We start from the raw sequence: 22200 nt of genomic DNA on the forward strand, positions 1-22200 counted from the left end.
TTACGCCGCCGACTCGTGCTTCAACAGCCACTCCTTGACGTGCAGCCCCCAGCGGTAGCCGCCCAGCGACCCGTCCGTCCGCATCACCCGATGACACGGCGTGAACAGCGCCACCGGATTGCGCGCGCAGGCCGCCGCCGCGGCACGGATCGCAGCCGGGCGGCCGGACAGTTCGGCGAAGCCCGTATAGGTCACCGGGGCGCCCGGTTTGATGTCACGCATCACCGCCCACGCGTGCGACATGAACGCGCCGGCCGTGTGCTGCTCCACATCGACCGCGTCGATCGCGGTGAGGTCGCCGTCCAGATACGCCCGGACGGCCGGACCCACCGCACCCGGATCGCCCGGTCGCGCCGGCTCCAGCAACACCGGATGCACCAGTTTCAGCAGCTCGGCCACATCAGTCGTGAACCCGGCCGCGCGGACCGCGCCGGACTGCGCCACCACCACGGTGAACGGGCCGACCGGGGTGTTCAGAGTCGAATGAAGCAACATCGTTTCCTCCTCGTCGAGGGTTACAGCGTGACGCGATTTCGTGGCGCGTGGGCCGGCAAGTGGCCTGCCTGTGGACAACTCGTGCGGTGGTTTCAGCAATGTGGACAACCGTCGGGACGGGGCCGCCGAGAGGTAGGTTCGGTCACGCGGCACGCCACAGGCGGATCAGGGCGTAGGAGCGCCACGGGCGCCAGCGTTCGGCGTACGACGAAAGGGCTTTTGCGGTGGCGGGCAGACCGAGAGCCTCGGCGCCGCGGCGGGCCGCCAGGTCGGTGGGGAGGAAGACGTCGGGGTCGCCTATCGCGCGCATGGCGACATAACCGGCGGTCCACGGGCCGATGCCGGGCAGTTCGGTCAGGCGGGCGACCGTCTCGGTGCGGTCGGCTGTCGGGTCGAGGTCGAGCTTGCCGTCGGCTACCGCCTCGGCCAAGGCCCGGATGGTGTCGCGGCGTGCCGCCGGCATGCCGAAGGCGGTGTCCGGAAGGGCGGCGATGATGTCGGCCGGTGGGAAACCGGCGAGCCGCGCGGTGGTATCGGTTTGGGGGATGGGGGTGGGTTCCCCCGGAATGAGGGTGACGACCGAGCCCACCGCCGCTTTCAGGATCCGCCCCAGAGTGGTCCGCGCCCCCGCCACACTCACCTGCTGACCCACCACGGCCCGCACAGCCATCTCGAACCCGTCGACCGCCCGCGGCACCCGAACCCCGGGCTCACCCGCCACCGCCCCGGCCAGCGCCGGATCAGCCCCGAGCAACCCGTCCACGGCAACCGGATCAGCGTCCAGATCGAACAGTCGCCGGCATCGGGCGACCGCCGGCGCAAGATCCCGAACGTCATCGAGCCGCAACGTCGCATGAACGACCCGGTCCCCGGGCCGTAGGGAGACGGTCGCGCTTCCGTGCGGCAGATTCAGCCCGCGCCGGTACGCGCCGTCCACGATTTCGTCGACGCCGGGCAGCGTCCGCCCGGCGAAGAAGGCGAGCAGCGATTCCGCGTGCAGCGGCGGCCGGTACGCGAGCCGCAGATTGACGACTCCCGCCTCACCTCGTCCGACGGGCTGTTTCTCGCGCATCTGGCTGGGTGAGCGCGCGTAGACCTCGAGCATCGTGTCGTTGAACTGCCGGACGCTTCCGAATCCGGCCGCGAAGGCGATCTCGGCCAGCCCCAGGTCGGTGGTCTCGACGAGGATGCGGGCGGTCTGGGCGCGCTGGGCGCGGGCGAGTGCGAGCGGTCCGGCGCCGAGTTCGGCGGTGAGCATGCGGTTGAGGTGCCGTTCGGTGTATCCGAGGCGTCCGGCGAGTCCGGGTACGCCTTCGCGGTCGACGACGCCGTCACCGATGAGGCGCATGGCGCGTCCGACCGTGTCGGCACGGGTGTCCCATTCGGGGGAGCCGGGGGCGGCGTCGGGCCGGCAGCGGCGGCAGGCCCGGAATCCACCGCGCTGGGCGGCGGCCGCGCTGGGGTAGAACGTGACGTTCTCCCGTTTGGGGGTGACGGCTGGGCAGGACGGCCGGCAGTAGATGCCGGTGGTGCGTACGGCCGTGTAGAAGCAGCCGTCGAACCGCGGGTCACGGCTGTCGACGGCCCGGTAGCAGTGTTCGAAGTCCAGCTCCATGTGGTCGAGTCTGCTCCGCTCCGGGCCGGTTCGGCTGGCGGGATTCGGACATGACCGTGCGATTGTCAACCAAGGTTGACGGGTTCGAAAGTGTCAACTACGGTTGACGGCATGATGGCGCAAGCGGCAAGGACCGACATCCGGTGGCGCGTCTTCGGGGGCGGGCCCAAGGTCGTGCTTCTGCACGGCGGTATGCAGAGCTCGGCGAACTTCACGAAACTGGCCCGGTCGCTGGCCGGCGACTTCACCGTCTACGTCCCGGATCGCCGTGGTCGTGGGCACAGCGGTCCGGCGCGGGTCGGCCACGGGCTGCGGGCCGAGATCGACGACCTCGCGGCGGTGCTCGACGAGACCGGCGCGCGCAACGTGTTCGGGCTCAGCTCGGGCGCGGTCATCGCACTGCGGGCGGCGATGGAGCTGCCGGTCGAGCGGCTCGCGCTCTACGAGCCGCCGCTCAAATACGGTGATCATGACCCGGTCGCGTGGCTTCCACGCTTCGAGAAGGAGCTCTCCCGTGGTCACCGGGCTGCGGCTTTCGTCACGGTCGTCAAAGGCACAGGCGATTTGCGGTACGTGCCCCGAGCAGCCCTGATTCCGTTCCTGGGTCTGGTGATCCGGGCCGGGGAGGGTAAGCGGATCGGGGAGATGATCCCGACGATGCGCCTGGACGCGGCCGTCGTCGAGGACGCGGCCGGGCCACTCGACCTGTACCGGGCGGTGACCGCGGACACGCTCCTGCTGGGTGGGGACCGCTCCCCGGCGTACCTCACCGGGGTCTTGAACGGTCTTGAGCCCGTCCTGCCGCGAGTGCGTCGGGTGACCTTGACCGGCGTCGGGCATCTCGCCGCCGACGACAGTGGCAAGCCGGAAACCGTGGCCGCCGAACTGCGGAAGTTCTTCCGCTGAGGCTTGCGTAGACTGGCGTTCCGTGAGCCTCACCATCGGAATCGTCGGCCTGCCCAACGTCGGCAAGAGCACCCTGTTCAACGCCCTGACCAAGAACGACGTGCTCGCCGCGAACTACCCGTTCGCGACGATCGAGCCCAACGTCGGCGTGGTCGGCCTGCCCGACGAGCGGCTGAACAAGCTGGCCGAGCTGTTCGGCAGTGAGAAGATCCTGCCGGCGCCGGTGAGCTTCGTCGACATCGCCGGCCTGGTCCGCGGCGCATCCAAGGGCCAGGGCCGCGGTAACGCGTTCCTCGCCAACATCCGTGACGCCTCCGCGATCTGCCAGGTGGTGCGCGCGTTCTCCGACCCGAACGTGCTGCACGTCGACGGCAAGGTGTCCCCGGCCGACGACATCGAGACGATCAACACCGAGCTGATCCTCGCCGACCTGCAGACGGTCGAGAAGGCGCTGCCCCGCCTGCAGAAAGAGGCGAAGCTCAAGAAGGAGAAGGCGGCCACGGTGGCCGCCGCCGAGGCCGCGTTCAAGCTGCTCAACGACGGTGTCACCCTCTACCAGGGCGCCGGTGCGGCCGGCGTCGAGCTGGAGCTGCTGGCCGAGCTGCACCTGCTGACCACGAAGCCTTTCCTGTACGTGTTCAACGTCGACGAGACCGAGCTGGGCAACGAGGCGTTCCTCGACGAGCTGCGTGCCCTGGTCGCCCCGGCCGAGGCCGTCTTCATGGACGCGAAGATCGAGTCGGAGCTGATCGAGCTGGACGAGGCCGACGCCCTGGAGCTACTCCAGTCGACGGGCCAGTCCGAGCCCGGCCTCAACCGGCTGATCCGGGTCGGCTTCGACACGCTCGGCCTGCAGACCTACCTGACCGCAGGCCCGAAGGAGGCCCGCGCCTGGACGGTCCCGGTCGGTGCGACCGCCCCCGAGGCGGCCGGTGTCATCCACTCCGACTTCCAGCGCGGTTTCATCAAGGCCGAGATCGTCAGCTACGACGACCTGGTCGCCGCCGGTTCGATGTCCGCCGCGAAGGCCGCCGGCAAGGTCCGCATGGAGGGCAAGGACTACATCATGAAAGACGGTGACGTCGTCGAGTTCCGCTTCAACGTCTGATTCCGGCTCCTGTCGGGCCGCGTCGGGTCGGTTCGTGCGATCCCACGCGGCCTTCGCCGGGTGGCGCACCATCGGCCTGCAGGCGGCATCCGGCCGTAGGTGCTGGTTCAATCAGTCACTGTGGAATGGGTTTTCGACGGCGAGATCATCGAGTGGCGGGGGCCCGCACCCTTCTTCTTCGTCGCCATGTCCAAGGCTGACAGCGCCGAACTCAAGGAAGCAGCCCGGTCGCTCATCTACTGGGGGCAGGTACCGGTGCAGGTCGTGCTCGGCGGCACCGAATTCCGGACGGCGTTGTTCCCGAAAGACGGCCGTTACCTGGTACCACTCAAGGACACCGTCCGAAAGGCCGAAGGTGTCGGCGAAGGCGACCACGTCACGGTCACCCTGCGCCCGGCCGGCAGATCCTGATCGTCAGGACCGTGCTGGGGTGAGACCGGCCAGGTCGATGTCGATGTCGAACGGCACCGGCCGGCGGAGCACCTCACGGTGGATGCCGGAGGCGACGTACGTCTTCGTCGGCTCGTCCAGTTCGTAGACGTGGACGGCCGGTGTCCCGTTCTCGTCCTCGATCCGCCAGTAATGAGGGATGCCCGCGTCGGCGTATTTGCGGAGTTTGACAGTGCGGTCCCGGTGAGCCGATTCGGGAGAGACGACTTCGACGACGAGTCGCACCTCATCCGGCGTGAAATACGTGCGGTCGGGGTCGTAGGCGGTACTCGACACCAGAACGTCCGGCTCCGGCCGGTTGTATTTATCGAGCCGGATCGTCATCTCTTGATCCACCTCGAAGCCTGCCGGCGCCTGTGCTGCGAGCGATTGCCGGAGGGCAAAGATGAGGCGGCTGTGCCAGGCGCGTTGCGGCGAAATCATGAAGACGAGTGCTCCGTCGATGAGTTCGGTGTGCCGAGGAGCCTCGGGAAGGCGGTCCAGGTCTTCCGCGAACCAGCCTTCCACGCGTGGTGGGTGCATCCACTCGGGCAGGGCCGTCATGGGACTAGGGTAGCGGACTGCTGAGGGCCAAGGCTCGCTCGTAACAGACCGAGAGGTCGGAGCCGATGTAGGCGCCGAAGAGGGGGATCTCCTGGTAGCCCTCTCGTTCGTAGAAGCGCATCGCCTCCGGCTGGGCCGGGCCCGTCTCCAGCCTGATCGTGGTCCAGCCTCGATCCAGGGCGGCGGCCTCCAAAGCCCGGAGGATCGCGGTGGAGGCGCCCGAACCGCGAGCCGCTGGCGTCACGTACATCCGCTTGACCTCGGCAGTCGTCGGGTCCAGGCGGCGGAGGGCGCCGCAGCCGACCGGGGTGCCGTCGGCGGTCAGAGCCACCAGGAACAGGTCGATGTCGGCGGCCGACGGTGGAGTGCCCGGCTCATGGTCGTCGGTGCCGTAGCGGGCGTCGAGCTCGGTGCGCTGGGCGGCGCGGAGTGCGGTGCCGGCGGGATCGTCCCAGGGTCGCGGTTCGATGGTCCAGGTCAAGGCGGGCCTCCGTTCGTAACAAGCGTTACGGTAACATCCGTTCCGAATAGGGAGGGGTGCGACTCGTGTCACGAGCTGCGGATCGGTCGGCGCAGGGGGAGACGCTGTCCCGGGCGGTGTGGAGCGTGCTGGCCGAGCAGGGGCTGGAGCGGCTCACCGTGCGGGCCGTCGCGGCCGCCGCCGGGTGTACCACCGGGCTGGTCATGCACCGGTTCCCGAATCGGCAGTCGCTTCTGCTGCACGCCCGTCAACTGCTGCATCAGGTGACCCGGGCCCGGGTCGAGGCGCTGGAGGCGGAGGCCGGCTCGCCCCGGGCCGCGCTGCGGGCGGTCCTGCACCAGTCGATGGCGCTCGACGAGCAGACCCGGCAGGAGGCGATCGTGTGGATGGGCTTCCTGGCCGCTGCGGTCACCGACGACGAACTGATCGCCGAGCACCGGCGCAACAACCGGGCCTGGCGGGAGCGGATCGAGCGGCTCACCGCGGCCGCGGCTCCGGAGTGGCCGGCCGGGCGGGTGGCCACGGTGGTCCTGGCGCTGATCGCGATGACCGAGGGGGTGGCCGCCTACGCGGCCGCCGACCCGGCCGCGTTTCCGGCCGCCGACCAGGAGCGGATGCTCGACGCCGCCCTGGCCGCCTACGGCCTGCTGGAGGGCGCTGCGGGTTAGCAGAGCTCCCGCCCCGGCGGGGTTCTGCGGATCAGCGGAGAGGGCACCCTGGCCGCCTACGGCCTGTTGAAAGGTGCTCGCGGGTCAGCGGAGCAGGGGGAAGACGGTGCCGGCGATCGCCGCGCCGACCAGGGCGCCGGCGACCACCTGGGCCGGGGTGTGCGCGGTGAGGCGGACCCGCGCCCAGCAGCCGAGCAGTACCAGGGGTGCGCCGAGCAGGGCGATCTCGCCGTAGACGGCGGTCAGTGCGGACACCGTGCCGGCCGCCACGCCGGCGTGGATGGACATCTTCCACCAATGGGTGACCAGGGCGAACGCGGCCAGACCGACACCACCGGCGGCGAGTAGGGCGAGCACCTCACGGGGTGCGCCCAGGGCCAGCATCAGCACCAGGCCGGCGATCAGCGACGCGGTGCCGAACAGCAGCGGGACCCGCCGGTCGGCGCGCTCCGGAATGTGGTGGTTGGTGAGCCGGCCGCGGCGGACACCGTGCAGGACGTAACCGAGCGGGATGACCGCGGCGAACAGGGCGCCCGGCAGTCCCCACCAGCGGGAGACGCCCGGCGTGTCGCCGGCGTGCCAGCCGACGGTGAGCAGGAGCACCGCGACCAGGACCGCGGGTGCGAGCACCTCGGAGACGACGGTGGCGATCCGGTCGAGAGCGCCCGGGGCCGTCCGGGTGTCGTCGGTTGCGGCAGCGTTCAGCACGGTTAGATCATCGCAACCCGGAGGCCCCGGGCCGAGGACACGAAACGCGGAAAGACGCGCGCAAGATCAATGCTCGGCGGCCATCGCGTCGAAGGCGTTCGCCAACCGCCGCAGGTCGAGGCCGTCGAGGTGGTCGAAGATGTGCCGGCGGACGCTGGCCAGATGGGTGGGCCACGCCTCGCGCAGCCGCTCCATGCCCTTCTCGGTGAGGACCGCGTTGGCGCCGCGGGCGTCCTCCTCACACCGGATGCGGCGCAGGCAGCCGAGCGACTCGAGCTTGGCGGCGAGGCGTGTCATGCCACTGAGTGACATGTCGCACGCGATGGCGAGTTCGCTCATGCGCATCAGGTGGCCCGGGGTTTCCGAGAGGTGGCGCAACACCGCGTACTCACTGGCGGACATCCGCTGCTCGCGGATCAGGTCGGCGTCCAGAGCGCGCGGTATGACCAGCAAAAACCGGCCGAGGGCGCGCATCACGGCCTCCTCGTCCGGGCTGAGGGGCACAGGCGCGGGCATGGCATCGATCGTACGGCGAGGGCGCATCCGGGAGTCGGCAGGCGACTTTGCGCCTCGCCGGAGCAACGCGTGGGATCGGTTTCGGGGCGCGGGCGTCAGCTTTTCGGGTGACAGGCAGTGGCTTGCCAACGAACCGGAGGAAGTAACAATGCTTTGGTGCAAAACCAGACAACTAGTGACTCTTGGCAGCATCTGCTCGAAATGCCACGAAAGTCTTGGTGGGCCCGACTGCCGTTCGGCGTCCGGATGACCGCCGGCGCGTGTGCGATGTTCGTGATCGTGGGTGGTGGCGTGGCCGGCGCGGTCTCCACCATGACCTCTCCCGGCGCGAGCGACATCTCCGCTCAGCCGATCGACGCCGATCTCGGGGCGCCGCGTCTGGAAGAGGACCCGGAGGTGGTCAGCCGGGCCGCGGCCGCCGCCGAGCCGCTGCCGCCGCGGCACGGCGAGACACCGCCGCCGCCCGCACCGCCGGCCGAGGACACCGCGGCGGGCGAGAGCACCGCGGCACCCGTGGTGGCCGGCCGGAAAGCGCCCGCACCGCACATCGCGGCCGCGACCGATCAGCTCAGCCGGGCCCGGATCGCCGACGACCGCGCCGACCGGACCGGGCAGCGTCCGGCCCGTACCCTCGCGGAGGCACCGACCCGGCGCCGCGCGGCGGCCGCGCCGGTCATCGCCACCCGGACCGAGGTCGAGACCAAGGTCGTCCCGTTCGACACCGAGGTGATCCGCGATCCGTCGATGCTCCGCGGCACCCGCCGCGTCGAGACGCGCGGCGCGGCCGGTGAGCAGACCCTGCGCTACATGGTGACGTTGACCGACGGCAAGCCGACCGCCCGGCGGCTGCTCGGCAGCACGGTCACCAAGAAACCGCAGAACCGGGTGATCGTCGTCGGTTCGGCCCGCCGGATCGAACCCGATGTGGACTGTGACCAGATCCTCGGTATCTGCCTGCCGTTCGGGCGGACCGCGATGGCCTGCCCGACCGACGGGCCGGCGGAACCGATCCAGGACCCGATCCCGCTCGCGAACGACGGCCAGATCCTGATCACGGACGAGGACTTGGAGCTTCTCCGCGAGAACGGGATCGAGGAGGTCGAGGCGCTCCTGGACCCCGCGGAACTGTGTTGACGGTCAGAACTGTGTTGACGGTCACCGGTGGTTGCGCCCGGGCCGCCCGGGGAACACGGTGATGCCATGGCGCTGACCGACACCCGGCTGACCGATCTCGCCCACCGGCTGCTGACCGTTCCCGGGGTGGTCGGCGTGGTTCTCGGCGGCAGCCGGGCCCGCGGCACGCACACCGCGGACTCGGACACCGACCTGGGGCTCTACTACCGGTCGCCGCTGGACACCGGCCGGCTCGGCGAGCTGGCCACCGAGGTGGCCGGGCCGGGCGCCGGGGTGACCGCGACGGGCGGCTGGGGCCCCTGGGTGGACGGCGGCGGATGGCTGCGGATCGACGGCCATCCGGTCGACTGGATCTACCGGGACACCGACCGGGTGCACCGCTGCTGGGCCGACGCCGAGCAGGGGCGCTACTCGTTCCACGTTCAGGCCGGCCATCCACTCGGGGTGCCCGATTTCTCGTACCCCGGCGAATTGGCCCTGAGCCGGATCCTGGCGGATCCGACCGGAGAGCTGGAGCGGCTGCGGCGTCGCGCCCTGGTCTTTCCCCGCCCGCTGGCGGAAGCGCTGGTGGCCGGGCTGTGGGAGGCCGATTTCCTGATCGGCGTGGCCCGCAAGGCGGTGTCGCGAGGTGACAGCTCGTACGTCTCCGGGTGCCTGTTCCGGATCGCCGGAGTCTGCGCACACGCCCTGCACGGGGCGGCCGGGCGTTGGCTGATCAACGAGAAGGGTGCGGTGGCCGCGGCCGGGTTGCTGCCGGGCGCGCCGGAGCGGTTCAAGGCGCGGATGGACGCGGTGTTCGGCGCGGTCGACGGCGATCCGCTGCGGCTGAGTATCGCCATCGATCTGGTCGAGGACCTGGTCCTGGAGGTCGCCGACGCGTGCTCGGTGATGCTGCGCTGAGACGCCGTTGCCGACCCGCGTCCTGACCTAGGCTGGACGCGTTGGGACTCCCGGAGTCCATCACGAACGTCAGAGGAGAACCATGACCGGCAAGGGCGGCGAAGGCGGAAGCTGACGCGCGTGGTCTCGCTGCGGCGGCCGGTGTCAGTGCAGGGCGACCGTGGCGAGACCCACGAGCACCGCGGAGAGCAGCATCGCCGCGGCGAAGATGGCGTTGTGCCCGATCAGCAGCCGCCGGTGTGGCTGCCCGCCCTCACCTCCGCCGGAGATCGGCACGACGTCGAGGTCGTGACCGAACATCTCGGTCCGATATCTCCGGGTCAACGGCCTCTGCAGGTGGCTCAGCACCGGGGATCGCCTCCGGGGGGGTCGAGGATCGATTCTGGTGGAACTCCCGGTAGCATGCGGCGGTCCGGAAACAGCGTGCAAGAGGCGGCCGGGAAAAATAGTCGCGGGTGGGCCGGAGTGGCATGTCCGGTCCACTGATCGGACACCGGATATCAGGCGATCAGCCGTCCCCAAGCGATGCTATTCACTCTTTATGAGGATTTGTCGGTAACGATCGTTTCGCCATCATTGGGACGATGCCGGATACTCCGACGATCTCGCAGACCCTGTTCAGGGGCACCCTGAACGTCTCAGCCATGCTCATCGGCCTGGCGTCGGGCATCGCACAGCTCACCGGGATCCCGATCCGGTTCGCACAATGGGCGTTCACCGCGGTCTTCCTGGCCTGCCTGCTCTATTTCGTGGTCCGCCTGTGGCAACTCGCCTTCGTCGTCAAGATCCGCGAACTGAAGGCCGATCTGCAGGACGCCACCCGGCTGCTCACCCTCCAGCAGGCCGGCCACCAGCACTATCTCGACGCCATTCAGCGAATCAGCGAACGCGAGAAGCCGCTCTATTCGGAGACCGTCGAGGTGCTCGTCACGATCGGCTCCGACGACGACAGCGACCGCATCGTGGAGAAGCGGATCACCACCCCGGAACCGCTCGTCACCCACCGGACCATGCGCCCGATCGTGCCGACCGACACCGACCGGATCACCCGACTCGACGAGATCTCGTTCAAGACGCTGCGGCCGATCGGTGGGCACATCACGTCACTGCCGCTGGAACAGAGCCGGCTGCTGCGGGTCTGGCTGATCTTCGACCCGGCGATGACCACACCGACCGAATGGCAGGTCGAGTACCGGCCACGCGGACTGTGGGGGCCGCTGCGCGAACGCGGCTGGGATCAACTCGTCTGGGAGGACCGGCTGCCGGCCGCGAGCGGCAGCCCGTCGGCGTTCACCAGATTCCAGGTCACCTTCAGCTTCCCGGACAGCGATCAGCCGCCGAGCGTCAAGGAGCGGCAGGGGTACGGCCGGTTCAGCGAGCCGGAACGCGACCCGCGGGGCCGTTGGGAGGTGGTGTGGCGGGACGAGAAACCCGCCGGCCGCCGGTACGTGTGGGATCTCACGCAGGCGGTCGGCGGGCGCTAGAAGACAGCGTCAGGACGCCTGGCTGAGGATCAGGTTGTGCACGTGGTGGGCCTTGTCCGAGCCACGGAACTCGATCTCGTACGTGACCGTGCCGACCGCGATGGCGATCGTGCCCGAGGAGAAGAACTGGCCGGCCCAGCTCTTGTTGCTCACCACGCTGACACTGCTGACCCGGGAATACGGGATGCTGGTGATGGCGAACCGCTTCCCGACATAGGACTGGTCCTGGATGATGATCCGCCGGTTGGTGAGACCGATGAAACCGGTCCCCGCGCCGATCGCGTCATAGACCGCGATGATCTGCTCGCCCTCCAGCAGACCGTCCTGGATCTGCTCGAGCTGACCCTTGTCGTCGTACACCACGTCAGTCATGCGGCGCAGCGTAGTACCGATCGATCAGGGGTCTGCGACCACGTCGGATCATGACCTCTCGACCACGGTCCGGTAGAAGTCCTCGATCCGAGCCGCCAGGGTGACCTCACCGTCGGTGATGGCCGTTCCGTCCTGCGACCCCAGGCAGATCTGAGTGTGACCGTTGATTCGCCGGATGCTTGGTCGTATGTGCAGAGTGTCCGCGGCCACCTTGATACGTTCCGTCAAGGCGGCGTGCTGACTGTCGTCACACGCCAGATCGCGGCGCAACTGAACGCCGTCACGGGTCCAGCCGGTCAGTAAGGCCAGGGCGTCGTTGAGATAGTCCGCGCCGGTGTCCCGGCGTCTTCTCGCCCGCACTCGCGCACCCCCCTTAGCGTCGTTGCCGGCTTGTGGCCGAACTGTCGCCGGATCGTCATGGTCGGTGTCCCACAGTTTCGTCCGTCCAGCCACCCATGTCCACGCCCACATATCCGTGTTTGCGTGACGATCAGGGCACCAGCGGGCAACCTGAACGATGAACTTTCGTGAGATCTTGGATCGCATGCGGCCCGAACAATACGTCAAACCGGCGCCATCACCCAGGGTGATCGTTGCGGCTGTGATCATCACCGCCGGGCGGGTCCTCGCCTGTGAGCGCAGCTCCCCGCCGGAGGCGGCCGGGCGCTGGGAGTTCCCCGGCGGCAAGGTCGAGCCGGGGGAGACCGACCAGCAGGCGCTGGCCCGCGAATGTGCCGAGGAGCTGGGCGTACGCGTCGAGGTGGGCGCCCGGGTCGGCCCGGACGTGCCACTGGCCCACGGCCGGGCCGTGCTCCGGGTCTACGCCGTCGAACTGCTCGGCGGCGACGTCCCGGAGGCGCTGGAGCACCGCTCCATGCGCTGGCTGACCGTGGACCAGCTGGACACCGTCCCGTGGCTGCCCGCCGACGTACCGATCGTCGCCGAGCTGCCACCACTGCTCAAGGTTTAGCTGTACTGCTTGCGCAGCTCCCGCTTCAGGACCTTCATGCTCGGGCCGAGCGGCAGCGACTCGGTGAACCGCACCTGACGCGGGTACTTGTGCTTGCCCAGCCGCTCCTTCGACCACTCGATCAGCTCGTCCGCGGCCAGGCCCTGGTCTTCGAGGACCACGACGGCGCAGATCTCCTCGCCCAGCGTCTCGTCGGCCACCCCGATCACCGCGACCTGCTGGATCGACGGGTGCCGGGCCAGGACCTCCTCCACCTCACGCGGGTAGACGTTGAAGCCGCCACGGATGATCAGGTCCTTGGTCCGGTCGACGATGCTGATGAAGCCCTGCTCGTCCTTCACCCCCAGGTCACCGGTCCGGAACCAGCCGTCGACCAGGGCCTCCGCGGTCGCCTCGGGTCGGTTCAGGTATCCGGCGAACACGTTGTGCCCGCGGATCACGATCTCACCGAGCTCGCCGTCCGGCACGAACTCGATGCTCTCCGGCACCTCCGGGCGGGCGATCTCCACCTCGACACCCCAGATCGGGTGCCCGACCGTGCCGGGCTTCGCTCCGAACGAGGGCTGGTTGGTGGTCGCCGTGGGGGAGGTCTCGCTCAACCCGTACCCCTCCCAGATGGTCGAACCGAAAGCCGCCGCGAACTTCTCCAGGACCGCCACCGGAAGCGACGCGCCACCTGACACGCACAGCTTCAGCTGTGGCAGGCGGTCGGCCTTGGCCGCCGCCTCCAGGAGTCCGATGTACATGGTCGGCACGCCGTGGAAGATCGTGACGTTCTCCCGGATCATCAGCTCGATCGCCGCCTCACCGGTGAACCGCGGCAGCAGCACCAGCGTCCCGCCCAGCCGGAACGTCGCGTTCATGCCGACCGTCTGGCCGAACGTGTGGAACAGCGGCAGGCAGCCCATCACCACGTCGTCGCCGGTCAGCGGGTGCACGTCGAAGACGTTGACGGCCGCGTTCATCACCAGGTTCAGGTGGGTGAGCAGGGCGCCCTTCGGCTTCCCGGTCGTGCCGCTGGTGTAGAGGATCACCGCGACGTCCTCGGCCTCGACCGTCGTGTAGGTCCGGACCGGCTCCAGGCCGACCGAGATCTGGTCCAGCCGCGGCGGATACTGCGGCAGACCCTCCGGCAGCGGGCCGACATTGGCCAACGGCGTGCCGGTCGCGGCCGCCGCAGCCGCGCCGACCTGGAGGAACGCCGAATGCGTGACCAGCAGCTTGGCGCCGCTGTCGGACAGCACATAGCCGACCTCCTCGGCGTTGAGCAGCAGCGACACCGGCACGATCCGGGCGCCGACGGCCAGTGCGGCGTAGTAGACCCGGGGGAAGTCGGCGACGTTCGGGATCATCACGGCCACCGTGTCGCCGGGGCCGATGCCCAATTCCTTCAGACCCGCGGCGTACGACCGGGTCTGCGCCCAAAGTTCACGATAGGGAATCCGGCCCCCGGCCTCGTCGACGATCGCTACCTTCTCCGGGTACCGACGGGCCGCCTCGGCTAGAACGGTGGCGAGGGAAAGCGTCGTCATTACTGATCTCCCTTAGTGATGTACGTCGCAGCTGTGCTTAAACTAGCGGCGTAAGTTTTTACACGTCCAGTGTTGATTTCGTCTTTCTTCAGGAGTTCTCCTATGGCCCGCCCTCGGCAAGCCCTCCTCACCCGGGAGCGCATCGTCGAGGCGGCCGCCGCGCTCATCGACGCGGAAGGGATCGACGCCTGCTCGATGCGACGCCTCGCCACCGAACTGGGCGTGCAGGGGCCGTCGCTCTACAACCACTTCGCCACCAAGGCGGAGATCGTCGACGCGGTCGCCGAGGCGGTCGTCGCCCAGGTGGACATCTCCGGCTTTCGGGGCAACGACTGGCGTGCGGGGCTGCGGATGTGGGCGAAGTCGTACCACGCCGTGCTCGCCGCACATCCGAACATCGTCCCGGTGCTGGCCACCGGCCCCGGCCGTCGACCGGCCGGGCTGGCCATGGCCGAGGCCGTCTACGGCGCGCTGATCGAGGCCGGCTGGTCCCGGGCGCGGGCCACCCACATCGGCGCGCTGATGCGATACCTGATCACCGGCTCCGCGCTCGGGTCGTTCGCCCTCGGCTTCGAGGCCGACCCGGAGCTGTACGACCGCTTTCCACACCTGCACCGGGCCCACGAACTCGCCGCGCATCGCGACGCCGTCGACGAGGGCGCATTCGAGCTCGGGCTCGACCTGCTGATCAACAGCCTTTCCGACCGTTACGACCAGGGGGTACGCCGATGACGTCGGTCTTCCGTGATGAGCACTGGATCGGCGGCGCCTACGTGCCGGCCGCCTCCGCAGAGCGCATCGGAGTCGAGAACCCGTACACCGAGGAGGTGTTCGGGCATGTGCCGGCCGGCACGGCCGAGGATGTCGACCTCGCCGTCTCCGCCGCCCGCGCCGCCTTCGACGGTTGGGCATTCGGCCTGACGCCCGCCGAGCGCGGCGCGGCCCTGACCCGGCTGCATCGGGCGCTGGCCGCGCGCGCCGACGAGATCGCCCGGATCGTCGGCCTCGAACTGGGCACCCCGCTCAAGATCGCCAAGGCGGTCCAGGCCGGCCTTCCCCTGACGGTCCTCGCCGGGTACGCGGAACTCGCGAACCAGCCGGCCCTGGAGGAGACGATCGGCAACTCGCTGGTCGTCCACGAACCGATCGGTGTGGTCGGCGCGATCACCCCGTGGAACTATCCGCTGCATCAGGTCGTCGCCAAGGTCGGCGCGGCCCTGGCGGCCGGCTGCACGGTGGTCCTCAAGCCGAGCGAGCTGACCCCGCTCACCGCGTACCTGCTGGCCGACGCGTTCGCCGAAGCCGACCTGCCGCCAGGCGTGTTCAATCTGGTCACCGGCACCGGCCCGGCCGTCGGCTCGGCCATCGCCGGGCACCCCGGCATCGACATGGTGTCGTTCACCGGCTCCACCCGGACCGGTGCGGCGATCAGCCACGCCGCCGCCGACCGGATCGCCAAGGTGTCGCTCGAACTCGGCGGCAAATCCGCCAACGTCATCCTCGACGACGCCGACGTGGTCAAAGCGGTCAAGGTCGGCGTCGGCAACGCGTTCCTCAACAGCGGCCAGACGTGTACGGCGTGGACCCGCATGCTCGTGCACCGCAGCCACTACGACGAGGCGGTCGAACTGGCCGCCAAGACCGCCGCCGGATACACCGTGGGCGACCCGTTCGACCCGGCCACCCGCCTCGGACCGCTCGCCTCGGCGGCCCAGAAGGAACGCGTCCGCGGCTTCATCGAGCGCGCCACGGCCAGGCTCGTCGCCGGTGGCCTCGACGCTCCCGTTCCCGGCCAGGGGCACTTCGTCGCACCGACCGTCTTCGCCGACGTCGATCCGGACAGTGAAATCGCCCAGGAGGAGATCTTCGGGCCGGTGCTGTCGATCATCCCGTTCGGCGACGACGACGAGGCGGTGGCGATCGCCAACAACTCGAAGTACGGGCTGGCCGGCGCCGTCTGGGGATCCGACGCGCGGGCGGTAGCGGTGGCCCGTCGGCTGCGCACCGGCGCGGTCGACGTCAACGGGGGCTCGTTCAACCCGTTCGCGCCGTTCGGCGGCTACAAGCAGTCAGGTATCGGTCGTGAGCTGGGCGCCTACGGGCTGACCGAGTTCCAGCAGGTGAAGGCGATTCAGCGATGACCGCTTACATGACCGGCCTGGTCGTCCGGGACGCCGGCGCTCCCGCCGAACTCGCCGAACTCCGGCTGCCCGAGATCGGTCCCGGCCAGGTCCGGGTGCGGGTGCGGGCCGCCGGGGTCTGCCACTCCGATCTGTCCATGGTGAACGGCACGCTGCGTCCGCCGCACCCGCTGATCCTCGGGCACGAGGCGGCCGGTGAGGTGGTCGAGGTCGGCGAGCACGTCACCCGGGCCGCCGTCGGTGACCACGTGGTGCTGAACTGGCAGCCGGCCTGCCGCAACTGCTGGTACTGCGAACACGGCGAACCGTGGCTGTGCAGCACCTCGCACGGTGTGGCGGCACTGTCCAACGGCATCACCCTCGACGACGCACCGGTCCACGTGACACTCGGCGTGGGGGCGTTCGCCGAACAGGTCGTGGTGCCGGAGAACGCGGTCATCCCCGTACCGTCCGAACTCGGGTTCGATCTCGCCGCGCTGCTCGGGTGTGCGGTTCTGACCGGGACCGGTGCGGTGCGCAACACCGCCCGTGTCGCGCCCGGCGAATCGGTCGTGGTGATCGGGCTCGGTGGAGTCGGGCTGTCGGTCGTCACCGCGGCCCGGGCCGCCGGTGCGGCGCAGGTCATCGCGGTGGACGTCACCGAAGCCAAGAAGGGGCTCGCCGAAGCGGCCGGAGCCACCGACTTCGTGGTCTCGTCGGACAACCTGTCCAAGGACATCCGGGGCCGCACCGAGCGGCGCGGCGCCGACCACGCGATCGAATGTGTCGGGCGAGCCTCGACAATCCGGGCCGCGTGGCGGGCCACGAGGTCCGGCGGCCAGGTCACCGTGGTCGGCATGGGCGCGGCCGACGACATGGTCCAGTTGAGTGCGCTGGACATCTTCTCGTCGGCGCGAACCCTGCGGGCCTCGGTCTACGGGCAGGCCGACACCGACCTGGAGATCCCGGCCCTGGCCCGCGACGTGCTCGACGGCAAATTCACGCTCGACCACCTGATCACCGATCGCATCACGCTGGCCGACGTGCCGGCCGCCTTCGACCGGATGTCCCGAGGCGAGGGCGCCCGCTCGGTGGCCATCCTCTGACCGGCACCCGCCGCTGTCTCGCACTTCACGGGACGACGGCGGACCGGCCGGGCCGCGGTGCGATAGGAAAGAAGGATGCGTCCGGAACCGGGTCAGGTGCTGCACTTCTCCGAGGATCCGACGATCACGCGGTTCGTGCCGCACGTCGCGGCCACCGCGCAACAGCCGGAGGCCTACGTCTGGGCGCTCGATCATGATCGGGCGCCCGACTACTGGTTCCCGCGGCAGTGCCCGCGCGCCCTCGCCTGGGTGCGGCCCGGCGTCACCACCGATCACGACCGGGACCGGATCATCGGGGCGGGCTGCGGCGAACGCGTCCACGCGATCGAATACGCCTGGTGGGAGGCGCTGCGCACCACGAGGCTGTACGTGTACCGGCTCCCCGCCGGGCCGTTCCGCCCGTTCGGGGAGCCGGAGTCGCACGCGCACGTGGCCACCGAACCGGTCGAGCCGCTCGGCCCACCGGAACCGGTCGGCGACCTGATCGAATGCCACGCCGCCGCCGGAATCCAGCTGCGTCTGCTCGACAACCTGTGGCCGTTCTGGGACCGGGTCACCGCCAGCACGGTCGCCTTCAGCGGCATCCGCCTCGGGAACGCGGCACCCCGCCCCGCGGCGGGCCACTCTCCGATGCCCTGATCTGCGGCGGGTCGCCCTTCGGCGTCCGGCTTTCCGGCGGGCCGCCGTTCGGCGTCCCACATTCCGGCGGGCCGCTCTTCGGCGCCCCGCCCTGCGGTGGACCGCTCTTCAGTGTCCTGATCTTCGGTGCGCCGTGCTCAGCGGGTGGCTGAGGCGCCGGCCGGGTTGATCAGGGCGGTCACCATCCGGGCGAGTGCCGCGCGGGCGCTCTCCACCGGCAGGCCCATCGCGTCACGCCAGGTAGCCCACGTCGGCCACAGGCTCGCCGCGGTCAGCGCGTTGAGCAACTCCTCGTCACTGCCGATCTCGGCCGGGAAGGTGGAGGTCAACTCATCGCGTACCCGAGAGGTGTGCAGTTTGCGGTAACGCTGCAACCCGGCCGAGAACGGTTCCTTCAGCGCGGAGGCCCGCGCCGCGGGCCCGATCTCCTCCAGCAGGCGGGCCCGTTGATGGCAGAACGCCTCGATCCGGTCGGCCAGCGGAAGATCCGCCGGAATCGGCCGGTACGACGCGTCGCGCTGCTCCAGGACACGCTGGCCACTGGCCGCCATCAGCGCTTCCATGTCGGCGAAGTGGCTCCACAGGGCGCGCAGTGACACCCCGGCCAGCTTGGCCACCCGATCGGCGGTGGGGCGCATGTCCCCCTCGCCGATCAGCTGGAGATGCGCGTCGATGATCGCGTTGCGGGTCCGCTCGGACCGCGCGGTACGCCCGTCGACGCGCGTCGGTGGGTTGGTCACGAACCACTCCGGTAACGCTTGAGCTCACGGTGGGCCAGCGAACGCTTGTGCACCTCGTCCGGCCCGTCGGCGAGTCGCAGCATACGGGCGCTGGCGAACAGTCCGGCAAGCGGGAAGTCCTGCCCGAGCCCGGCCGCCCCGTGCGTCTGGATCGCCTTGTCGACGATCCACTCCACGGTGGACGGCACCACGATCTTGATCGACTGGATCTCGGTGTGCGCGCCCTTGTTGCCGACCGTGTCCATCAGCCAGGCCGCCTTGAGAACCAGCAGCCGGGCCTGCTCGATCCGGACCCGGGACTCGGCGATCCAGTCCTGGATGACGCCCTGCTCGGCGAGCGGTTTGCCGAACGGGGTCCGGACCAGCGCCCGTGTGCACATCAGCTCCAGCGCCCGCTCGGCCATGCCGATCAGCCGCATGCAGTGGTGGATCCGACCCGGCCCGAGACGAGCCTGGGAGATGGCGAAACCGCCGCCCTCCTCGCCGATCAGGTTGGTGGCCGGCACCCGTACGTTCTCGAAGATCACCTCGGCGTGACCGCCGTGGTCGCCGTCGGTGTAGCCGAGCACCGTCATGCCCCGTTCGACAGTCACGCCGGGGGTGTCCCGCGGCACCAGGATCTGGCTCTGCTGCAGGTGCCGTGGCGCGTTCACGTCGGTCTTGCCCATCACGATGAAGATCTTGCAGTTCGGGTTCATCGCGCCGGTGATGTAGAACTTGTGCCCGTTGATGACGTAGTCGTCACCGTCCCGGTCGATCCGGGTGCCGATGTTGGTGGCGTCCGACGAGGCGACCTGCGGCTCGGTCATCGCGAAGGCGGACCGGATCTCACCGGCCAGCAGCGGCTTGAGCCACTTCTCCTTCTGCTCGTCGGTGCCGAAGTCGGCCAGCACCTCCATGTTGCCGGTGTCCGGAGCAGCGCAGTTCAGCGCGGGTGGCGCCACCGCCGGGCTGCGGCCGGTGATCTCGGCCAGCGGCGCGTACTGCAGGTTGGTGAGGCCGGCGCCGTGGTCGCCGGGGAGGAAGAGGTTCCACAGACCGGCCTCCTTGGCGGCCGCCTTCAGGCCCTCCAGGGCGGCCGGGGGGCCCCAGCCGTCGCTGTGGAACGTGGCCTCCGCGGGATAGACGTGCTCGTCCATGAAGGCGAGTAGCCGCTTGCGGTAATCCTCGGTCTTCGCGTCGTACTCGAAGTCCATCAGTGTCCTTCCAGCGCTCGGTGGCCCTGCTCGACCAGGGCGGGAACCATGGCCCCCACGGTGTCGAAGCCGGGGCCGACCGTCTGACCCTTGGTGTAACGGAAGTGCACGCCCTCGAGGATGACGGCGAGCTTGAACGCGGCGAAGCCGACGTACCAGTGCAGGTCGCTGACGTCACGCTTGCTGCGTTCGGCGTAGCGTGCGGCGATCTCGTCGAGCGTGGGGTGCCCGGGGATGTCGATCGGCGCGAACGGTTTGCCGTCGCGCTCCAACAGCGGACGGCCGGCGTAGATCTGCATCAACGCCAGGTCACTAAGCGGATCGCCCAGTGTGGACATCTCCCAGTCCAGCACCGCGTTGACCGCCAACTCGTCGCTGACCAGCACGTTGTCCAGGCGGAAGTCACCGTGCACGACGGCGCCGGGGCCGCCGGCCGGGATGTCGGTGGCCAGCCGGGCGTGCAACTCGTCGATGCCGGAGAGCTCCCGGCTGCGGGACGCGTCGAGCTGCTGCTTCCACCGGCGGACCTGCCGGGCGTTGAAGCCCTCCGGCTTGCCGAAGTCACCGAGCCCGATCGCCGCCGGGTCCAGCGAGTGCAGATCGGCGAGCGTGTCGACGAGGGTGAACGTCAGCGCCCGAAAGTCGATCTTCTCGATCAGCGCGGCGTCCCGGTAGATGGTGCCGTCGACGTGCTCCATCAGGTAGAACGGCGCCCCGATGACCTCGGTGTCGGTGCAGAGTCGCACCGGTTTCGGCACCGGGAACCCGGCCTGGGAGAGGGCGTCGAGGACCTTGTGCTCCCGCACCATGTCGTGCGCGGTGGGCAGCACGTGCCCGAGTGGCGGCCGGCGAAGCACCCAGCGGTTGACGCCGTCGGTGACCGCGTAGGTCAGGTTCGACTTACCGCCCGCGAACATCGTCCCGGATAGCGGCGGGCTGTCCAGATAGGCCTGGAGTTTCTCCAGGTCAAGGCCCCTCACTTGGACTCGAATCCGCGCTGGAGTTTGTTCATGCCCCCCAGCCAACGGTCCGGATCGCTCGCGCGCAAGCGGTAGTAGCCCTCGACCTCAGGATGCGGGAGGATCAAGAACCGGCCGTCGGTAAGCGTTCCGGCGACCAGGTCGGCCACCGCCTCCGGCGGCAGCGCGCCCTCGGCGAGCAGCGAGGCCGCGCCACTGCCGCGATCGTTTCCGCGGGTCAGCATGTCGGTGCGGACACCCTGCGGGCACAGCGCCTGCACGATCAGACCCCGATGGGCGTACGTGGCCCGCAACCACTCCGCGTAGGCCAGAGCAGCGTGCTTCGTCACCGAGTAGGTGGCGCTCCCGAGCAGGGTCAGCAGACCGGCCGCGCTCACCGTGATCAGCAGCCGTTTCGGCTCACCGCTGTCCAGCCAGCGCGGCAGCAGCGCCCGGCTCACGTAGACGTGCGACATCACGTTGACCCCGAAGTCGCGCTGCCATTGGGCGTCCGGTGTCGTCTCGTCGCCGGCCGACAGCACCCCGGCGTTCGAGCAGAACAGGTCGATCCCGCCCAGTTCGCCCCAGGCCGTGTCGACGAGGTGCGCAACGTCCTGCTCACTGGCCGCGTCACCGGGCACCGCGAGCCCGCCGATCTCACCGGCGACCGAGCGGGCCGCTTCCGCGTTCAGATCGTTGACCACGACCTTTGCGCCGTCGGCGGCGAACCGGCGGGCCAGTGCCGCCCCGATCCCGCCGCCCGCGCCCGTCACGACGACCCGCTTCACCGATCCGTTGGTCACTGGACGGCCCCGGTCAGGGTGAGCCCGCCGTCGATCACGATGGTCTGGCCGGTGATCCAGCCGGCCTCCGGTGAGCAGAGGAATGCCACGGTGCCGGCCACGTCATCGGTGTTGCCGAGCCGCTGGAGCGGATACGTGGCCGCCACCTCCGCCTCCCGCCCCTCGTAGAGGGCGGTGGCGAACCGCGTCTTCACGACCGCGGGCGCGACCGCGTTGACCCGGATCTTCGGGGCCAACTCGACCGCGAGCTCCTCGGTGAGGTGGATGAGGGCGGCCTTGGTGGTGCCGTAGAACGCGATCCCCGGCGCCGGGCGGACACCGGAGACCGACGAGATGTTGACGATCGAGCCGCCGGTCTCGGCCAGGCCACCGCGCAGCGCCTCCTGGATCCAGCCCAGCGTGCCGATCAGGTTGACCTCGACCATCTTGCGGGCGGCGTTCAGATCGAGGGTGGCCAGCGGGCCGTACGCCGGATTGATCCCGATGTTGTTGATCAGTGTGGTGACCGGCCCGAACCGCTCCCGCACCGCGTCGACCACGGCGGCCCGGTGCGCCGGATCGTCACCCTTGCCGGCCACACCGATCGCCACCTCGGGGCCGCCGAGCTCCTTCACGGCGGCCTCGAGGGCGTCGGCGTCACGTCCGGTGACGGCGACCTTCGTCCCCTGGGTGACGAACCGTTGCGCGATGGCGAACCCGATCCCCCGGCTTGCTCCGGTCACGATTGCTACCTGGTCAGCCATCGCTCAACCTCC

At 69.6% G+C, this 22200-nt stretch carries 27 protein-coding genes; 12 read left to right on the forward strand and 15 right to left on the reverse strand.

Going from position 1 to position 22200, the window contains the following annotated elements; all coding sequences use genetic code 11:
- Both Q0Z83_RS47490 and Q0Z83_RS47495 read right to left on the reverse strand, forming a co-directional pair.
- The gene (locus Q0Z83_RS47490) at positions 1 to 495 is read right to left on the reverse strand and encodes a methylated-DNA--[protein]-cysteine S-methyltransferase (RefSeq protein ID WP_317790173.1); all 495 of its coding nucleotides are present in this window, start codon (positions 493 to 495) and stop codon (positions 1 to 3) included.
- 142 nt (positions 496 to 637) lie between these two features.
- The gene (locus Q0Z83_RS47495) at positions 638 to 2110 is read right to left on the reverse strand and encodes a DNA-3-methyladenine glycosylase 2 family protein (RefSeq protein WP_317790174.1); all 1473 of its coding nucleotides are present in this window, start codon (positions 2108 to 2110) and stop codon (positions 638 to 640) included.
- Between the two features lie 111 nt (positions 2111 to 2221).
- On the opposite strand from Q0Z83_RS47495, the gene Q0Z83_RS47500 reads away from it, so the two are divergent.
- The 3 genes from Q0Z83_RS47500 (at position 2222) to Q0Z83_RS47510 (ending at position 4535) form a co-directional block, all read left to right on the forward strand.
- Positions 2222 to 3016, forward strand: coding sequence for an alpha/beta fold hydrolase (locus tag Q0Z83_RS47500; protein ID WP_317790175.1), 795 nt, complete (start codon positions 2222 to 2224; stop codon positions 3014 to 3016).
- Positions 3017 to 3038: 22 nt separating this feature from the next.
- Complete coding sequence (gene ychF, locus Q0Z83_RS47505) at positions 3039 to 4124, forward strand: redox-regulated ATPase YchF (protein ID WP_317790176.1); 1086 nt, start codon at positions 3039 to 3041, stop codon at positions 4122 to 4124.
- A 120-nt stretch (positions 4125 to 4244) separates the two neighbouring features.
- On the forward strand, positions 4245 to 4535 hold the full coding sequence (locus tag Q0Z83_RS47510; protein WP_317790177.1) for a DUF1905 domain-containing protein: 291 nt from the start codon (positions 4245 to 4247) through the stop codon (positions 4533 to 4535).
- 3 nt (positions 4536 to 4538) lie between these two features.
- On the opposite strand, the gene Q0Z83_RS47515 is transcribed toward Q0Z83_RS47510, so the two are convergent.
- Entirely contained in the window at positions 4539 to 5117 is a 579-nt protein-coding gene (locus tag Q0Z83_RS47515; RefSeq protein ID WP_317790178.1) for a Uma2 family endonuclease, read from the reverse strand.
- A 4-nt stretch (positions 5118 to 5121) separates the two neighbouring features.
- Entirely contained in the window at positions 5122 to 5598 is a 477-nt protein-coding gene (locus tag Q0Z83_RS47520; protein WP_317790179.1) for a GNAT family N-acetyltransferase, read from the reverse strand.
- A 65-nt stretch (positions 5599 to 5663) separates the two neighbouring features.
- Between Q0Z83_RS47520 and Q0Z83_RS47525 the strand changes: the two genes are divergently transcribed.
- Entirely contained in the window at positions 5664 to 6266 is a 603-nt protein-coding gene (locus Q0Z83_RS47525) for a TetR/AcrR family transcriptional regulator (protein ID WP_317790180.1), read from the forward strand.
- A gap of 84 nt (positions 6267 to 6350) precedes the next feature.
- Here Q0Z83_RS47525 and Q0Z83_RS47530 read toward each other — a convergent pair whose 3' ends face one another.
- Positions 6351 to 6974, reverse strand: coding sequence for a phosphatase PAP2 family protein (locus Q0Z83_RS47530; RefSeq protein WP_317790181.1), 624 nt, complete (start codon positions 6972 to 6974; stop codon positions 6351 to 6353).
- A gap of 66 nt (positions 6975 to 7040) precedes the next feature.
- Complete coding sequence (locus Q0Z83_RS47535; protein ID WP_317790182.1) at positions 7041 to 7490, reverse strand: MarR family winged helix-turn-helix transcriptional regulator; 450 nt, start codon at positions 7488 to 7490, stop codon at positions 7041 to 7043.
- A 201-nt stretch (positions 7491 to 7691) separates the two neighbouring features.
- On the opposite strand from Q0Z83_RS47535, the gene Q0Z83_RS47540 reads away from it, so the two are divergent.
- Both Q0Z83_RS47540 and Q0Z83_RS47545 read left to right on the forward strand, forming a co-directional pair.
- On the forward strand, positions 7692 to 8624 hold the full coding sequence (locus tag Q0Z83_RS47540) for a G5 domain-containing protein (protein ID WP_317790183.1): 933 nt from the start codon (positions 7692 to 7694) through the stop codon (positions 8622 to 8624).
- Positions 8625 to 8690: 66 nt separating this feature from the next.
- Entirely contained in the window at positions 8691 to 9524 is an 834-nt protein-coding gene (locus Q0Z83_RS47545) for a nucleotidyltransferase domain-containing protein (RefSeq protein ID WP_317790184.1), read from the forward strand.
- Positions 9525 to 9668: 144 nt separating this feature from the next.
- Here the strand turns inward: Q0Z83_RS47545 and Q0Z83_RS47550 are convergent, their stop codons facing one another.
- Positions 9669 to 9824 (reverse strand): hypothetical protein, encoded by a 156-nt coding sequence (locus tag Q0Z83_RS47550; RefSeq protein ID WP_317790185.1) that lies wholly within the window; start codon positions 9822 to 9824, stop codon positions 9669 to 9671.
- Positions 9825 to 10108: 284 nt separating this feature from the next.
- Between Q0Z83_RS47550 and Q0Z83_RS47555 the strand changes: the two genes are divergently transcribed.
- Positions 10109 to 11008 (forward strand): hypothetical protein, encoded by a 900-nt coding sequence (locus Q0Z83_RS47555; protein WP_317790186.1) that lies wholly within the window; start codon positions 10109 to 10111, stop codon positions 11006 to 11008.
- 9 nt (positions 11009 to 11017) lie between these two features.
- On the opposite strand, the gene Q0Z83_RS47560 is transcribed toward Q0Z83_RS47555, so the two are convergent.
- Together Q0Z83_RS47560 and Q0Z83_RS47565 are read right to left on the reverse strand one after the other, a co-directional pair.
- Positions 11018 to 11380 (reverse strand): PH domain-containing protein, encoded by a 363-nt coding sequence (locus Q0Z83_RS47560; protein ID WP_317790187.1) that lies wholly within the window; start codon positions 11378 to 11380, stop codon positions 11018 to 11020.
- 48 nt (positions 11381 to 11428) lie between these two features.
- A complete protein-coding gene (locus tag Q0Z83_RS47565; protein WP_317790188.1) occupies positions 11429 to 11740 on the reverse strand; it encodes a 4a-hydroxytetrahydrobiopterin dehydratase in 312 nt (103 codons plus the stop codon).
- 184 nt (positions 11741 to 11924) lie between these two features.
- On the opposite strand from Q0Z83_RS47565, the gene Q0Z83_RS47570 reads away from it, so the two are divergent.
- Positions 11925 to 12350 (forward strand): (deoxy)nucleoside triphosphate pyrophosphohydrolase, encoded by a 426-nt coding sequence (locus tag Q0Z83_RS47570; protein ID WP_317790189.1) that lies wholly within the window; start codon positions 11925 to 11927, stop codon positions 12348 to 12350.
- Here the strand turns inward: Q0Z83_RS47570 and Q0Z83_RS47575 are convergent.
- On the reverse strand, positions 12347 to 13882 hold the full coding sequence (locus Q0Z83_RS47575; protein WP_317790190.1) for a long-chain-fatty-acid--CoA ligase: 1536 nt from the start codon (positions 13880 to 13882) through the stop codon (positions 12347 to 12349). The two genes, Q0Z83_RS47570 and Q0Z83_RS47575, sit on opposite strands and share 4 nt — an antisense overlap.
- A 102-nt stretch (positions 13883 to 13984) precedes the next feature.
- Here Q0Z83_RS47575 and Q0Z83_RS47580 point away from each other — a divergent pair, with 102 nt between their 5' ends.
- The 4 genes from Q0Z83_RS47580 (at position 13985) to Q0Z83_RS47595 (ending at position 17747) form a co-directional block, all read left to right on the forward strand.
- The gene (locus Q0Z83_RS47580; RefSeq protein ID WP_317790191.1) at positions 13985 to 14614 is read left to right on the forward strand and encodes a TetR/AcrR family transcriptional regulator; all 630 of its coding nucleotides are present in this window, start codon (positions 13985 to 13987) and stop codon (positions 14612 to 14614) included.
- A complete protein-coding gene (locus tag Q0Z83_RS47585) occupies positions 14611 to 16023 on the forward strand; it encodes an aldehyde dehydrogenase family protein (RefSeq protein ID WP_317790192.1) in 1413 nt (470 codons plus the stop codon). The genes Q0Z83_RS47580 and Q0Z83_RS47585 overlap by 4 nt, the downstream gene beginning before the upstream one ends.
- Positions 16020 to 17108 carry an alcohol dehydrogenase catalytic domain-containing protein gene (locus tag Q0Z83_RS47590; protein WP_317790193.1) on the forward strand — a complete coding sequence of 363 codons (1089 nt, stop codon included), beginning with the start codon at positions 16020 to 16022 and terminating at the stop codon, positions 17106 to 17108. The genes Q0Z83_RS47585 and Q0Z83_RS47590 overlap by 4 nt, the downstream gene beginning before the upstream one ends.
- A 75-nt stretch (positions 17109 to 17183) precedes the next feature.
- Positions 17184 to 17747 (forward strand): DUF6886 family protein, encoded by a 564-nt coding sequence (locus Q0Z83_RS47595; RefSeq protein ID WP_317790194.1) that lies wholly within the window; start codon positions 17184 to 17186, stop codon positions 17745 to 17747.
- Between the two features lie 137 nt (positions 17748 to 17884).
- On the opposite strand, the gene Q0Z83_RS47600 is transcribed toward Q0Z83_RS47595, so the two are convergent.
- The 5 genes from Q0Z83_RS47600 to Q0Z83_RS47620 are packed head-to-tail and all read right to left on the reverse strand — an operon-like array spanning position 17885 to position 22188.
- Positions 17885 to 18487, reverse strand: coding sequence for a TetR/AcrR family transcriptional regulator (locus Q0Z83_RS47600; protein ID WP_317790195.1), 603 nt, complete (start codon positions 18485 to 18487; stop codon positions 17885 to 17887).
- The gene (locus Q0Z83_RS47605) at positions 18484 to 19683 is read right to left on the reverse strand and encodes an acyl-CoA dehydrogenase family protein (RefSeq protein WP_317790196.1); all 1200 of its coding nucleotides are present in this window, start codon (positions 19681 to 19683) and stop codon (positions 18484 to 18486) included. Before Q0Z83_RS47605 ends, Q0Z83_RS47600 begins: the two co-directional genes overlap by 4 nt.
- Positions 19683 to 20663 (reverse strand): phosphotransferase family protein, encoded by a 981-nt coding sequence (locus Q0Z83_RS47610; protein ID WP_317790197.1) that lies wholly within the window; start codon positions 20661 to 20663, stop codon positions 19683 to 19685. The genes Q0Z83_RS47605 and Q0Z83_RS47610 overlap by 1 nt, the downstream gene beginning before the upstream one ends.
- A complete protein-coding gene (locus Q0Z83_RS47615; protein WP_317790198.1) occupies positions 20660 to 21430 on the reverse strand; it encodes an SDR family oxidoreductase in 771 nt (256 codons plus the stop codon). The genes Q0Z83_RS47610 and Q0Z83_RS47615 overlap by 4 nt, the downstream gene beginning before the upstream one ends.
- Positions 21431 to 21441: 11 nt before the next feature.
- Positions 21442 to 22188 carry an SDR family oxidoreductase gene (locus Q0Z83_RS47620; protein ID WP_317790199.1) on the reverse strand — a complete coding sequence of 249 codons (747 nt, stop codon included), beginning with the start codon at positions 22186 to 22188 and terminating at the stop codon, positions 21442 to 21444.
- Positions 22189 to 22200 lie beyond the last annotated feature (12 nt).

Source organism: Actinoplanes sichuanensis, assembly GCF_033097365.1.
GTDB lineage: Bacteria > Actinomycetota > Actinomycetes > Mycobacteriales > Micromonosporaceae > Actinoplanes > Actinoplanes sichuanensis.